The sequence below is a fragment of the Marinobacter sp. M-5 genome (genome assembly GCF_032911545.1).
Classification (GTDB): Bacteria; Pseudomonadota; Gammaproteobacteria; order Pseudomonadales; family Oleiphilaceae; genus Marinobacter; species Marinobacter goseongensis.
In genome coordinates this window covers 310,686-324,659 of record NZ_JAWJEK010000002.1, presented here as the reverse complement: position 1 = coordinate 324,659, position 13,974 = coordinate 310,686, and the positions used below count along the sequence as shown (strand labels likewise).

General features: G+C 56.5%; 14 protein-coding genes. 11 read left to right on the top strand and 3 right to left on the bottom strand.

From position 1 onward, the window contains the following. Window positions 1-33 precede the first annotated feature (33 nt). From R0125_RS10860 to R0125_RS10825, 8 genes are read left to right on the top strand one after another with little or no spacing between them, the layout of a single operon-like run. Window positions 34-759, top strand: coding sequence for a tetratricopeptide repeat protein (locus R0125_RS10860; RefSeq protein WP_317238184.1), 726 nt, complete (start codon window positions 34-36; stop codon window positions 757-759). Next, window positions 756-1,049 (top strand): hypothetical protein, encoded by a 294-nt coding sequence (locus R0125_RS10855; protein ID WP_317238183.1) that lies wholly within the window; start codon window positions 756-758, stop codon window positions 1,047-1,049. The genes R0125_RS10860 and R0125_RS10855 overlap by 4 nt, the downstream gene beginning before the upstream one ends. Next, window positions 1,039-2,868 (top strand): hypothetical protein, encoded by a 1,830-nt coding sequence (locus tag R0125_RS10850; protein WP_317238182.1) that lies wholly within the window; start codon window positions 1,039-1,041, stop codon window positions 2,866-2,868. The genes R0125_RS10855 and R0125_RS10850 overlap by 11 nt, the downstream gene beginning before the upstream one ends. 5 nt (window positions 2,869-2,873) lie before the next feature. Next, entirely contained in the window at window positions 2,874-5,201 is a 2,328-nt protein-coding gene (locus R0125_RS10845) for a GAF domain-containing SpoIIE family protein phosphatase (protein ID WP_317238181.1), read from the top strand. Beyond that, complete coding sequence (locus R0125_RS10840; RefSeq protein WP_317238180.1) at window positions 5,198-5,590, top strand: ATP-binding protein; 393 nt, start codon at window positions 5,198-5,200, stop codon at window positions 5,588-5,590. Before R0125_RS10845 ends, R0125_RS10840 begins: the two co-directional genes overlap by 4 nt. Before the next feature lie 21 nt (window positions 5,591-5,611). Beyond that, window positions 5,612-5,977 (top strand): STAS domain-containing protein, encoded by a 366-nt coding sequence (locus R0125_RS10835; RefSeq protein WP_248183200.1) that lies wholly within the window; start codon window positions 5,612-5,614, stop codon window positions 5,975-5,977. A 27-nt stretch (window positions 5,978-6,004) separates the two neighbouring features. After that, window positions 6,005-6,403: a hypothetical protein gene (locus tag R0125_RS10830; protein WP_317238179.1), complete on the top strand. Its 399-nt coding sequence runs from the start codon at window positions 6,005-6,007 to the stop codon at window positions 6,401-6,403. A 41-nt stretch (window positions 6,404-6,444) separates the two neighbouring features. Next, entirely contained in the window at window positions 6,445-6,741 is a 297-nt protein-coding gene (locus R0125_RS10825) for a hypothetical protein (protein ID WP_317238178.1), read from the top strand. Between the two features lie 17 nt (window positions 6,742-6,758). Here R0125_RS10825 and R0125_RS10820 read toward each other — a convergent pair whose 3' ends face one another. Next, window positions 6,759-7,010, bottom strand: coding sequence for a TIGR03643 family protein (locus R0125_RS10820; protein WP_282448394.1), 252 nt, complete (start codon window positions 7,008-7,010; stop codon window positions 6,759-6,761). A 310-nt stretch (window positions 7,011-7,320) separates the two neighbouring features. On the opposite strand from R0125_RS10820, the gene wecA reads away from it, so the two are divergent. Then, window positions 7,321-8,403, top strand: a complete 1,083-nt coding sequence (wecA, locus tag R0125_RS10815; RefSeq protein WP_317238177.1) for a UDP-N-acetylglucosamine--undecaprenyl-phosphate N-acetylglucosaminephosphotransferase — start codon at window positions 7,321-7,323, stop codon at window positions 8,401-8,403. Window positions 8,404-8,415: 12 nt separating this feature from the next. Here the strand turns inward: wecA and R0125_RS10810 are convergent, their stop codons facing one another. Then, entirely contained in the window at window positions 8,416-9,753 is a 1,338-nt protein-coding gene (locus R0125_RS10810; protein WP_317238176.1) for a bifunctional diguanylate cyclase/phosphodiesterase, read from the bottom strand. 198 nt (window positions 9,754-9,951) lie between these two features. Between R0125_RS10810 and R0125_RS10805 the strand changes: the two genes are divergently transcribed. After that, window positions 9,952-11,049 carry an OmpA family protein gene (locus tag R0125_RS10805; protein WP_317238175.1) on the top strand — a complete coding sequence of 366 codons (1,098 nt, stop codon included), beginning with the start codon at window positions 9,952-9,954 and terminating at the stop codon, window positions 11,047-11,049. A gap of 18 nt (window positions 11,050-11,067) precedes the next feature. Next, entirely contained in the window at window positions 11,068-13,341 is a 2,274-nt protein-coding gene (locus tag R0125_RS10800) for an Ig-like domain-containing protein (protein ID WP_317238174.1), read from the top strand. A 70-nt stretch (window positions 13,342-13,411) separates the two neighbouring features. Here R0125_RS10800 and R0125_RS10795 read toward each other — a convergent pair whose 3' ends face one another. Further along, window positions 13,412-13,819: a DUF6316 family protein gene (locus R0125_RS10795; protein ID WP_317238173.1), complete on the bottom strand. Its 408-nt coding sequence runs from the start codon at window positions 13,817-13,819 to the stop codon at window positions 13,412-13,414. Window positions 13,820-13,974: the final 155 nt, after the last annotated feature.

The following is a 13,974-nucleotide window of genomic DNA, read 5'->3' as shown; positions in this document are numbered from 1 at the left end:
GCGCCATCGACGATGTCAGTGAAGGAAAACGCTATGAAATCTAACGGTCGAACGGACTATCCGGTTAAGACGCTGCCCTGTCTTCTGGTGGCACTGACCCTGATGACGGCAGGCTGTGCGTCCTCCGATGTGGCCGAACAGGAAACCACAAGCCAGAGGCCGCTCAACGACCCCATCTACACCGTGGGTTGCTCAACAACGGTACAGCCCGAGCATCGGGTTGAGCTGGATCTCATCGACTCGCTGATGAGCGACAGAGAGTACTATGCCGCGCTGGCGCAACTGGAATCGCTGTCATTCGATACGCAGCATCACTGGCTGCGTTGGGCGCAGTTGCTGGCGCAGGTGGAGCAGGTTGAAGACTCCGCTGATGCCTTCAGGGCCATCGCTGCAACGTGCGATTCGTACGAGTCGTATCATGGGTTGGGTGTGGTGTACGTCAAGCAGGGCAAAATTACGGACGCCATCGACATGCTCGCTCGTGCAAAAAACATGTCGCCAGCGGTGCCCGAGATCCGCAACGATTATGGCTACGCCCTGATGGTTGGTGGACAGTACGGTCGCGCGGCCTTCGAGCTCCGAACGGCCTATGAGTTGTCCAAAGGCAAGGCCGCGGTGCGGCAGAATATGGTCGCTGCCTACTACCTGAACGGTGGTGAAGCAGCCCTCAATGACCTGAAAAAAGACCTGCGCCTGAAAGAGGCAGACCTTTCTGCCGGAAAGCAAGTGGCTAAAAACATCCTGGGAGGCCGGCCATGAAGATGATCGCAGTAAGCGTGGCAGTGGCGATATCTGTGATGGGCAGCGCCTCGGTATACGCACAGAGCGTGGAGTCGAGCGAGGCGCAGCTCGGCGGAATGATGGGGCTATCCTTTCAGAAAGACGCCAGGAGCAATGTGGCGAAAATTCTTGATGAGCAGGCATCGCAGCCGGCAGTGGGTGGCGAACTCAGCCAGGCAATCTATGTGAAGACTCTGGAACGCGTCGAGGAGACATTCTCGCGGCCGATTCCGGACAGCATCAACGAGTCAACGCGTGATGACGATTAACAGGCGCGCCCAGCGCGGGGTGTTGATTGCGCTCACCCCTATCCTGTTAACCCTCATCTTCGTGTTACTGACACTGATACTGGATGGGTCACGGCTGCTGTCGGTGCAATCATCGATGCAGGCGCAGGTCAATGCCGCGGCCACCGCTGCTGCGGACGCCGCACAATCCTGCAATGGCCCCACCGGCGATATCGATGAGATGCGGGCCCGGGCTCTGGCGGCGGCCCGGGCGGTCGGATTCAATGGCAATGACGACGACCTGCTAGTGAGCGCCGGCCTGCTCGGCCCGCGTGTGGATGATCCGCAATCGCTGCGTTTCCTGCCCAAAGATCCAGTCAGTGAAATCCGTCAGACCAACTCGGCCCTGGTTTCCTACACCCGCTCTGAGCCGTTATCCCGCCTGCTGCCCCAGAGTCTGTTTGACCCGGTTCAGCTGTCGGTCAATGCCGCAGCCCGAAAAGAGGTCGTCGCCACACTGAGCGCTGTGGGCTCCACCGCTGAAGTCGAGGGCGGCCTGCTCGGCGGGCTGATTGGCGACCTGACCGGGGTGCCGGGGTACTCGCTGGATGCCACCAGCCTGCAGAGCCTGGAATCCACGTTGGTGGGTGTTGGCGACCTGCTGGACAACGCCGGCGTTGCCGATCTCGCCGACCTGGTGGATGAGCCCCTGATTGATGTACTGGAAGCGGTCCGGGACTCGCTGGGTGGGGCGGCCACACCCGCCGGCGGCCTGATCGACGACCTGACCGCCGCGGTTGGCGTCAGCGGATTGAACGGCAGCGCGGTTTTCGACGTGGTGGGCGACGCCACGGTGTCGGGTGACAGCTCGTTCCCATTGTATGATCTGGTCACCAGTGTGGTCCTGAACAGCGTGCGCGCGGCGAACCAGAGCGCCATGGGATTATTGTCATTGCAACTCGACACCACCGATTCCACGGTGATCAGCAGCCTGGTGTCCACCCTTGATCTGTTGGGTGATGTGGACGTTACCCTCGACATCATTGTGGATGAGCCACCCCGCATCGTGTTCGGCCCCGCCCGCCAGGATGAAAATGGCGAATGGCTGACAAAAGTCCGCAGTGCAGATATCAGTATCCAGGCCGGTGTTGACGTTACGCTTGCCACCAGCGTGGTGGGTGACCTGGTGGGCGCGTTGTCCCTTGGTCTGATCAACGTGACGGTACTGGACAGCATCAGCATTCCACTGGCGATTCAGGTCGGCGGTGGTGAGGCTGAGTTGATTGCCGCCGACTGCGCCCGGGGTAACAGCAACACCGTCAACATGGATTTCGCGACCCAGAGCAGCGTGGTCGAGATCGACACGGGCACCATCGACTCGTCGACGGGTGCCGTTGCCCCGGGATCGCTGGAACTCGACATCCTCAGGCTCAAGGCGCCTTTGCTTCCGGCGGTGATCGCCTGCGTCAGCGGCGATCTGGGTGTTGCGCTTCCGGCGCAGGAAATGTTCCAGGATATTCAGTCTTACAGTTTGCATTGCCCCGAGGGTGAATGTTCGGAGGCGACGGTCTCTGAAGGATCAACCGGTGATCTGCAGGGTTTGTCCGTCAGCCTGAACAACATCGCACTCGACTGTAATCAGGGTGGTCTTACGGGCCTTCTGGGTGGGTTGCTCACGCCCCTTACCGGTATCCTTGAGGGTGTGGCAGAAACCGTGGTCGAAGAAGTGACCGGCACGGTGTTGGGCGAGGTGGTGTCGCCGCTGCTCTCGTCCCTGGGTGCCGATCTGGGCGGTGTATCGGTTAAGGTTATTGGCGCCAGTCAGCAAAGAACCCAGCTTATTGAAAACGTTCAGTTGTGATTCATATGGACATGATGGCATTGCTCGGAGTGGTTGAATGGCTGGCGATTGTCAGCGTTCTTGCCGCCGTTGGGCTTACCGTAGCGCTGACGCTGATCCGCCGCAAAATGCGGCGGATTAAGCTGCTACACCAAGAAGAGCGGAATCTGGCGTCGCGGCAGTTGCAGTCCGCCACGGCGGACACGCGGGCGCTGCTGAACCAGGCGTCGCAGATCATCCTGGTGTTCGAGCGCCACGCGCCCATTCTTCTGTTCGCCAACCAACAGGCCCTTGAGGCCTTTGGCAAAGAGACGACTGCCGAACTGATGGATCAGTTTATCTCCCGCCCGGATTCCTGGCTCCCGGCGCCTCACAGGCTGATCGACTTTGAGGACTGGCTGCAGCAAGCGCGGGTGATCGGCACCGAACGCAAGGAATGGTGCTTCCGGACCGGTGAGGATGACCACCTCTGGGTGGAGGCTACCGTCAGTAACACCGCTTTTGAAGGTCGCCTGGCGCGACTGTTTGCCGCAAACAACATCCATGGCATTAAAACCAACCAGATAGCCGAGCACCTGCGGAACCGCTCGCTGGTGGGCATCATGTCAGGCCGCCCCCTCGACACCGTGTTGGATACGCTGTCGAAGCTTGCCGAGGTGGTTATCGGTCACTCAAATTGCGTCATCACGCTGTACGACGAGCAAAGCGCTACGTTGCGGCCGTCCGGTTCTTCACCGTTCGTAAAAGCGTTTCACCAGTTGTTCCCTACGATCATGTCTCGCTACGGTGCGACTTCCATCGGTTCTGCGGCGTACATCAGTGGCCGGGTCATCTGTGAAAACCTCAAGACCGATCACCGCTGGCAGGGGTATGGCTCGATGGTGCACGAGCTGGGGATGGCCTCGTCCTGGTCTGAGGTGATCAACGGCAGAGACAACAACCTCCTCGGTGTGATGACCCTGTTTTTTGACAGAGTAAAACACCCGACCGAGCAGGAAATTGCTGAATTCTCTTCCGTTGTGTCCCTTGCCAGCCTCGCCATTGAGCGCCACACCTGGCAGGTGTCGCTGGAGGCTACCTTGTCCTATGAGCGCTTTATTCGCAGTATCGGCGTGCGTCTGGCGGGGGTTACTTCAGACAATCTCAGAGAAGACTTGGAGAGCATTTTGCAGTTGGTGAAAACCCAGTATGAGCTGGGCGGCATTACCCTGTGGGAACGGCCGTTGCAGGAAGACTGTTTTCGCCCCATTGCGTCTACCCTGGCGGGCGCGGATCTCACCTCACCCGGCCTGACGTTCACCGTCGATGAACTGAAAGACACCCTGGGTGATAACGCCACCAGCGGCTATGTGATGCCATCGGACAGCCTCCATCAGGTGTGCGCCCGCGGTCAGGAAAAACGCCCGGTGCTTGCTGTGCCGTTGTTGGTGGATCAGCAGACTCTGTTGGGGGTGTTGACGATTCAGCCGCGCTATTTCTATGTTGCCAAGGCAACCATCGATTACCTGGTGATGATCGGGTCAATGTTGTCCACCAGCATGATGAGTATGCGCTTGCTGAGCTCGCTGTCACAATCGGTGGAACGTGAAAAAGGCGCGCGGGAAAAGCTGGAGGGTGAGCTGTCTGTTGCCAGGGATATACAGATGTCGATGGTGCCGCTGCAGGGGGAGTTCCGAGAAACCTACAAGGACTGGACCATAGAGGCCTTGCTCAAGCCTGCAAGGGCAGTCGGGGGCGATTTCTACGACATCATCCGCTGTGACAACGGCAAGTTGTTGCTGGTGGTGGGTGACGTGTCAGACAAGGGCGTCCCTGCCGCGCTCTTCATGGCAAAAACCATCTCACTTATTAACTACCTCACCAAGGCGGAAGATTCGAACCTTGAACGCATCATCACCAAACTGAATACTGAGCTGTGTGATAACAACGACTCCTGCATGTTCGTGACCGCTGTTTTCGCCTTGCTGGACCTGGCCAGCGGCGAGATGGAATTTGTGAACGCCGGCCACACCGCGCCGATGCTGGTAGAGCCGTTCATGACCCCGCAACTGATTACCGGGATATCCGGGCCGCCCCTGGGGCTCTATGAGGAAAGCCAGTTCGAATCGGATTACGTGAAAATAGCGTCCGGCGCCAGCCTGACGCTGTACAGTGATGGTGTGACCGAATCGTTCAATGCGGCACAGCAGGAATTCGGTGACGAGAGGCTGGTCAGTGTTGGTTATCGGGCCAATGAGAAAGGCAACAGTTTCCTGACCACCCTCAGGCGTGAAATAGAGCAGTTTTCCGGCTATGCTCCACAATCAGATGACATTACAATAATGACCATACAGCATCATTCCGGGGCGTTATGATTTTTACCGTTCACGCAAATGATTCGGTCAGTGACGTTCTCGGCGTCACCACAACGGCGTTGCATGGACTGCCGGATGAGGTGACTCACGAATGCCTGATCATTGTTGACGAATTTATGGCCAACATGACCCATCATGTTTATCCCCACGCGGGGGATATGGATTGGACGTTAAAACTGGACAAAACGTCATCCGGTGTAACAATGAAATTCAGATACGCCGGAGCAAAGTTCGACCCGTTCGAAGCTGCAAAAGCGGTGACTGACCGACCCATTGAACAACGCAGTATCGGGGGGCTGGGCTTGGTGCTGATATCCTCATTAAGCGACGAACAGCACTACCGCTACCACGACGGAATGAATGAGTGGACCATCAAAAAGAATTTCTAGAACAATGCAGGGAAGACATTCATGTCATTAACCATTGATCATCTCCAGAGTACCGCTGAAACCGTCAGCCTGGCCCTACAGGGCGCGCTGGACAGCGAAACCGCACCGCAGTTGGACGACAAGTTGTCGAAGCTGATGACGCCGGAAACCAAAGTGGTGGCCATCAACATGGGTGGAGTCACTTTTATCAGTTCTGCCGGCCTTCGTGTGATCTTCAAGACACTGAAGCAGATGAAAGCGCGTGGTGGTCAGGTGAGCATGTCTCAGATGTCCAAGGGCGTGCGAAAAGTGTTTGAAATTGTAAAAGTGATGCCGGATCTGACGATTTTCGCCAGCCAGGCCGAAATGGACGAATACCTGACGGAAATACAGCGTCGCGAATACTGAGTTAACGGCTGTAAAGGATTGTGTGAAATGGCCATAGTATTAGACGGTACGCTCGCAATTCAGCGAGATGAACATCAGAGAATCAGCAACGTTGTCTGGTTTCTTTATGGGCTGCCCCAGGCCAGCTCCGCGCCGGAAGATGTCGTATTTCTCGGTGAATCCTTTGGTCAGGGTTCGCCGCAGATGATTTCCTTTGATCTGGATGGTGAAGAATACGTGGTGTACGCGGATTGGGAAGCGGTTCCCGATCGGGAGAATGCGGCGGAAGTCTGCACGTTCTACCAGACCTACGGATATGTTCTGATTTCCGCGTTACAGGAAGATGATACTGTGGCAGCCAACAGCAGCAGAGTGGAATGGCTGTTGCCCGTTCAGTATTATAGTGACTATGTGACAATGGTCAAAGAGTTGGCACGGGCAGTCTGATACAATGGAATTGTAAATACTGACGAAAGGCGGATGAAATCATGCAAGCTGACTATGATGAACGCTACATTGATGAAATCAAGGCCATGGCTTCCGAGGGAATGGAGCTTCGCCTGTTGAGTGCGCGAACACTGAGATCTCTCGATAAGTCCCTGGTGTCAGAGCGAGCGCCGGGCATGAATACCGTGGCCGAGCGCACAATCATGACGCTGTGTGTCGATTCGCTGGCTGTTTCCAGCCACAATTCCCAGGCGTTGTACTCGCGAGACGAAGGCATGATCGGTGCGCCCAGATCCGCGGTGAGGCCGGGTAACATCAAGGGTCGGATCAAAAGCTAGTCCGGCCAGCCAGTCCCTCAGCGCGGTTTATACTGGGTTGGGCAATAGCCCCGGCTGACGTCCGGGCTTCGAATGCTGGCGTGTTTTGTTGCACGACCGCTCACCCTTGCCCGCCAAAGCCTGAAACTTCGTGGCTTCAAGCGCTTACGCATCAGCTTTATCACCTCAGGCTCCCCCAGGCCAAACTGCTGCTCTATTGCTTCAAAGGGCGTTCTGTCCTCCCAGGCCATTTCAATGATCCTGGACTCCTCATCATCTGAAAAAAGCAATTTTTAGATCTCCCGCCTGCATTTAAACTATTGAGTCGATACGATCGACATTGCCAAAAAGACGTATTTCCCATGCCCCGCGCCCCGATGCCTTGAAGAGGACCGGAGCCACGACTTGCAAAGCATGGAAGTGTGTAAAAAAACCGCAACACAGATTGGCATATAGTGGGTTATAAGATAAATTAACGATGTGTCAATTTCCTTGACAAGCATTTAATTGCGACTCAAACGCGAAATTCTATGGTGGAAGTATCTGTTTCCCAAATAAAAGTTCAGCATAAATAGGTGCATTTGATAGCATGGAGGCTCCGTGAACATCCTTCCCCTGACCCTGATTATCGCAGCCGGCATTTTTGCCTGGCTGGCGCTTGCAGTACTCAAGCCGTTTGCCGTTCGGATTCGTCTACTGGATAACCCCGACCATCGCAAGGTGCACGTCGGTGCTGTGCCATTGGTGGGAGGGCTCAGTGCTTTCTCCGGACTGTTTGTCGCGTGGGTGCTGGTGATGCCGATGGATCTGGGCTACGCGGTGTTTTTCTTCTGTTCGTGTATGTTGGTTGTGATCGGCGCGGTGGACGATGCGCGTGATCTGCCCGCGAAGTTCCGTCTGTCAGCCCAGGTGCTGCTGGGTATTCTGCTGATTTCAGGCTCCGGCCTGCATCTGGATACCTTTGGAGATTTGTTGGGTTTCGGACAGATACAGTTTGGCCTGTTGGTCGGTTCGCTGATCACGATCGCCGCGGTGATTGGCGCAACCAATGCGTTCAACATGATGGATGGCATTGACGGTCTCGCCGGCGCCATGAGCCTGGTGGCTCTGTTGTCGCTGGCGTACCTGTTCAGTCTGCAGCCTGGCTTCGAGCTGGAACTGGCATTATCGCTCGGGATTGCCGTTGCCCTGGTGCCCTATCTCGCGGCGAATCTGCAGATTTTCTGGTTTCGCCAGAAGATTTTCATGGGAGATGCGGGCTCTATTTTCATCGGATTTGCGATTGTCTGGCTACTGATTAACGGCACCCAGGCGGAGGCGCCGGCTATGCGCCCGGTTACGGCGTTGTGGATCATCGCGCTGCCGCTGATGGATATGGTGGCGATTATGGTGCGGCGGGTCCGGAATGGCCAGTCCATGATGGTGCCCGACCGTGAACATTTGCACCACATGTTCCTCCGTGCTGGCTTCAGCCAGACTCAGGCGCTGGTATGTATCGTGTTTGCAGCCACGTTGCTGGCGGCGGTGGGATTGATGGGCGAGCTGTATCAGGTGCCGGAGTGGCTCATGTTCGCGGGCTTCCTTGGCCTTTTTGCCGTTTACGGACGATTGCTGGGCAGTGTGAGCCTGCTCAGAGCCTACATGCCGGGGACCAAAGCCGCAGCGCGCCCGGATCTCTCCTGAAGCGTCGGGCCTTCAGCCCAGCTGGCGCGGGGCCGGGGAGGGCGGCAGCAGGTGCAGGGCGCACTGGGCCGGAAGTGGCCTAGACAGGAGATAGCCCTGCCCGTAATCACAGCCAAGCCCCTGAAGCAATGTATGGTGAGCTTCGGTTTCGATGCCCTCGGCCGTAACGGCCAGGTTGTAGGTCTTGGCCAGATTGATGATGATGCTGATCAGAGCTTTGCCTTGTTCTGATTCAATATCTTCCATAAAACTTTTGTCGATTTTCAGTTCGGTAGCTGGTATGAATTTCAGATAGCTGAGTGCTGAGTAGCCGGTGCCGAAGTCGTCGATGGCGATGGCAAAGCCGCTTTCCCTGAGAGTCCTGAGATTAGGTGCCACCTGCCCGTCGGATTCCATCAGCACGCCCTCGGTGATCTCCAGCACAATATCCGTCGGCACCACGCCAGCCGCCTCCAGAATCGCAAAGATGTTGCCGGTCAGCTCCGGATCAGAAAAATGCCCGGTAGTGATGTTGATGGCGATGGGTGGGGTAAAGAGCCCCAGGTCTTTGCGCTCGGCAATCAGTTCGCTCACGGTTCTCAGTACATAAAAATCCAGTTGCTGGCCGAGCATTGAATGCTCGGCTACGGCGACGAACTCCTGGGGGGTAACGCTGCCCAGCAGGGTGTCCTGCCACCTCAGCAGCGCCTCAAACCCTACAATGTCACCACTTTTGAAGCAGTACTTGGGTTGCAGGAAGACTTCCAGTTCGTTTTTCTGAATGGCGGATTTCAGCGCCTGCTCTACATCCAGCGTGCGTGTCATCTCGGTGTGAAACTCACGGCTGAAAAACGCGACCGGTTCTTGCCGTGATTTGGCGAGCCGTAGGGCGCACTCGGCAAGATCGGGCAACAACTCAAGGTTGTCGGAATCCAGTGGGCATCGGGCAATGCCGATGTTGGCGCTCAGGCTGATTTGCTGGGAGCCTATCTGGAATGGTCGTTCCAGGACCACCTGGATGTCATAGGCGCTGGCCAGCAGATCCTCTTTTTTACTGGCGTTGATCAGAATAAGAAATTCGTCTCCGGCCGGGCGGCAGTAGCTGTTCTGGTTGCCCAGCAAACGGCGCAGCCTGAGTGCGGTGTTGCGCAGGATGTAATCGCCGGTTTCGCGGCCGAACTTCTGATTTATGAGCCCGAAATGCTCGAAATCGAGATGGATAACCGACTGTTTTTCCGAAGTTTGCATTCGGCTTTGCAGAAGTGCTGCAAAGCCTTCCCGGTTCAGCAGCCCGGTGAGTCGGTCGTATTCCGGGTGATCGGTGTCTTTCGCTGAAAGCCCTGCACTGCCCCGTACCATAAGCGTGGTCATACCCCTTACCTCCGGCCCTATCCCTACCGCTCCCTGAGATGGCCTCTGTGGTTGTCGACCGTGGTGGGCGAACAGCCTTCGCTGAGCCCGATTTGCATCATTTATAAAAGAATGTCAAATACACATCTATCGCCCTTTGAAAATAATATGACCTATCATATACTGACGCAAGATCAAAAAACCTAAAGGAGAGTTAACATGGGTGTTTCACACTGGAAGGGAGTTGTCGCGGTGGCTCTTATGGTGCCGGCGGCAGTTCTTGCAAATGAAAATTTTCCGCTGAGCTACAGCTCGGTGGGCATTGAAGGCAGTTACGTGGATTCCGGTAACTCCCGGAATAAAGGCACGGTCAGCGACAACCTCGATAACTACGGCGAGCTCGGCCTGAACTTCACTCACCAGTTTAACCCCAATGTCAGCATGCTGCTGCAAGGCAGCTACGCAGAGCCTGAAACCCGGACCACGGGCCTTGATGTGGATATGATGCGTTTTTCTCTGGGCGGTCGGGTTCACCCCGGCAAGTTCCGCCTGGGTGGCTGGCGTCCATTTGGTGGCCTGGGCTACAGCTACACCGATTTCGACGTGGATAGCACCGGTGCTTCCAAGACCGAAGATGCACTGTACCTGGAAGGTGGTTTGCAGCGCATGTTGTCGCAACGGTTCTTGGTGGAAGGCGGCATTCGCGCCCGCACCGAGCTTGAAGACGGCTACGTAGACGGCCAGTACTTCGCCGGTGTGGCTTTTCTGTTTGGTCGGGAATACCCGGCTGCACCCAAGCGTGAAGTGGTGCTGGCAACCAAGAAAGAGCCCAAGATCGAGCCCCCCAAGGATTCCGACGGCGACGGCGTGATTGACCAACTCGACAAGTGCCCGGATACCCCACAAGGCGCTCTGGTTGATTCCGATGGTTGTGCCAAGGAACTGACTAAGGATATTCGCGAGACCCTGTACGTCGAGTTCGAGCTGGACAAAACCGAGGTGCGCAAGCAGTTCTACCCGGACATCAAAAAGCTGGCTGACGTGATGAAGCAGTATCCGAACAGCGCCATTCTTCTGGAGGGCCATACCGACAGCACCGGCTCTGCCGGCTACAACCAGGAGCTTTCGAAGAGCCGTGCCAACGCGGTCATGAAGGTTCTGATCAACGAATTTTCCATTAGCTCGGATCGCATCAACACCACCGGTATGGGCGAATCTCAACCGATTGCGTCTAACGGTACCGCTGAAGGGCGGATGCAGAATCGTCGTGTCGAGGCGATTGTATCCGGCCAATATTCAGAAATTATCAAAAAGTAAGTCGCAGAGGACGCAATCATGATGACATCATCAAAATACTGGGTTCCGCTGGCACTCGTGTCAGCCATGGCGCTGGCCGGTTGCGGCGGCGGTAGTGGTGGTCCTGGCGACCCACGGCTCGACGTACCTTCCGATAACGGTGGGGACGGCGGAAACGTTGGCGGCGAACAGGAAACTTTCTGCACATCGGAAAGTACGGTTTTCGAAGTTGCCGAATTCGTACCGGCAGACGGAGAGCAGGGCGTTGAGCTCAACAAAAGCCTCAGGGTAACTTTTAATGCGGTGATCGATGAGGCATCGGTCAATCCGAACACGCTGCCTTTCACCATCGGTGGTGGCGCCAATCCGGTACCTGCAACCTACAACGTTCTTGGAACGGCGGTTGTGATCAACCCCGACCAGAATCTCCAGATCAACACCGACTACCAAGTAACCGCCACAACTGGGCTTCGCGCTCTGTGTGACGGAGAAGCAGATCTGACCAAGAACCTGTTGGCGAACGAGTCATCCAGCTTTACGACGGGTGACCAATTCGATGGTCAGGGCCCCAGTGTTGTGGCGTCGTCGCCGCAAGATGGTGTGACGCTTGCGCCAGTGGATTCTGACATTCTGGTTGAATTCGATGAAGAGATTGACCCTGCTTCGGTCACAGCCAGCAACTTTACGGTGACTGAGGTCGGCGGAAATGGTGTGCCAGTTGCGGGCGTGCTCAGCCCGGTTGGCAACTCTGTCCGTTTCAATCCTAACGCCAACCTGAAGAGCCAGACGTTCTACGAAATTCAGGTCGATACCACGATTGCCGACCTCGCCGGAAATGCGCTTCTGCAGCAGGAAACGTTCACGTTCCGCACGGGTGGTTTGATTGTGCTTCTTAACCAGAGCGTGATTTCGCAGCTCGGACCGCTGGACGAGGGCCTGAATGGACTGGGTGGTCTTCTGCTTGCGCCGCTGGCTTTCGGCAGTGAGGAAGACGGCCTCAACAGTCTCGATAACTTGCTGCTGCTTCAGATTCCTCTGCTCAGTGGGTTGACTGACCTGCTCAGCGGTGCCGGTGGGCTTGGTAACTTTGATGGGTTCCCGACCACCACGGTGAACGGAACCGAATTTACCGATTTTACGTCTGCACTGATTGCAGTCTGTGACCCGAAGTCTGTCACGACCGTCAGCCCTTCGGCAGATTGTGTTGTTGGTCTTGATCTCGGTCTGGACCTGACTCAGCTGCAGAGCCTTGCTGACGCGTTTACGGGTGGCAATCCCGAACAGGTTCCGGCGCTGATTCAGGCCCTGGCAGAAAGCTTCGCCTCCGGTGATTTCAACAACCTGCCGCCGGAACTGTCCGATGTGCTGGGTGGTCAGTTGTTCCCGGTGGGTGATGGCCTCGGTGTCGAGTTGCGTCTGGTGGATGACAGTAGCCTTCCGCTCCCGGCCGAGGCTGAAGATGCTCTGCTGACCGTGTTGAACGCTTTGAACGAGGTCCCGCTTATCGGTGATCTGTTGAACCAGACAGATGGCAGACCCCTGGTCGACCTGGGGTTGCTGGAGGGTTCGTTACTGGGCCTCGACCTGGGTGCTCTGGCATCGCTGGACGTGCTTAGCGGCACTGAGCAGTTCATTGGCGAGAAGGGCGTGCTGAATCTTGGTGGCGCTCTGTTTGATCTGCTGCTGGAGGGCCTTCCCGAGCCAGGTAATCCAGGTGTTCCGGGTAGCGATCTGCCGCTTTCCCCAGAGGACCTGCCGCTGATCGGTGACCTGTTGAACATGGAAGGTAACCCGCTGGATCCGGGCAGCCTGGGGCAGCTGGCAGAACTGCTGATGCTTCCGGACGATTTCGAGTTTGATCCGGCAACCCTGCCACTGATTGGCGACATTCTGGCGGCGCTGCCAAGTGACTTCCCGGGAGAATTTCCTGATGGTGGCGCAGATCAGCTGCCGCTGATCGGCGACCTGATCCAGCTGCTGGACCCGTCGAACCTGGGCGATTTTGACGGCGGCGAACTCACCTCGATCCCGGTACTCGGTGATCTGGTCGAGCAGCTGCTGGCGCTCAGCGAAGGCGGAGCGAATCCCGAGGATCTGCCATTGATCGGCGAGCTGATCACGCTGTTCCAAGGCGGTGATCTGGGCGGCGACAGTCCTCTGGGCCCGCTGACTGATCTGCTGAACCCGGAGCAGCTGAACCCGGATCAGCTCACTGATCTGTTCGATCCGAATCAGCTGGCTGAATTGCCGGACCTGCTGGGCGGCATTCCGGTACTGGGTGACCTGCTGGGGCTGTTCCCCGTCCCGGGCTGATACAGGTCGTCTGATCAACAAAAAACCCGCCATTTGGCGGGTTTTTTGTTGCCTTACCATTTTCGCTGGATCAGCTTTCGACCAGGTCGTTCCAGGTATCCTGCTGCGACGATTCCGCTTCGATACAGAAGGCGCAAAGGTCCTTGGGGCAGGTGTCCGGGTCGTGAATTACCATGCCGTGCACCACATGCGGAGAATACGGTCTGCCTTCGCTGGGCCGCGTGAAGTTCAGGTACGCGGCAAGGGCGTCCATAGCGTCCTGTTCGGTAGGGTAAGGTCCGAGATCGTCTTTTTCACGGGTGCGGGCAAACCAGCCGATGGACGTCTCGACCATCCGAGACGACGCTCCGTGGTGCGTGACAGGTTCTTCCTTGCCGGAGACTGCGTCAGCTATCGGTTCTGGTTTTTGCTCTTCCGAAACTTTTTTGTCGCTCAGTCCCTGGCCGTCTTTTGAAAAAAAGGAAAAGAATTTAGCCATGTAACACTCTTTAAAGAGCCACTGTCCGTCGGGTTTTACACTACGGGCAGTGGCAAAGGGTGTGAGCAATGTCGCTCATTGAGCCGGGAAGCTCGACAATTAATATGAGGTAAGTCAGGTGGGTTTTCAAGTCGTACTGTCCCTTATATACCAAC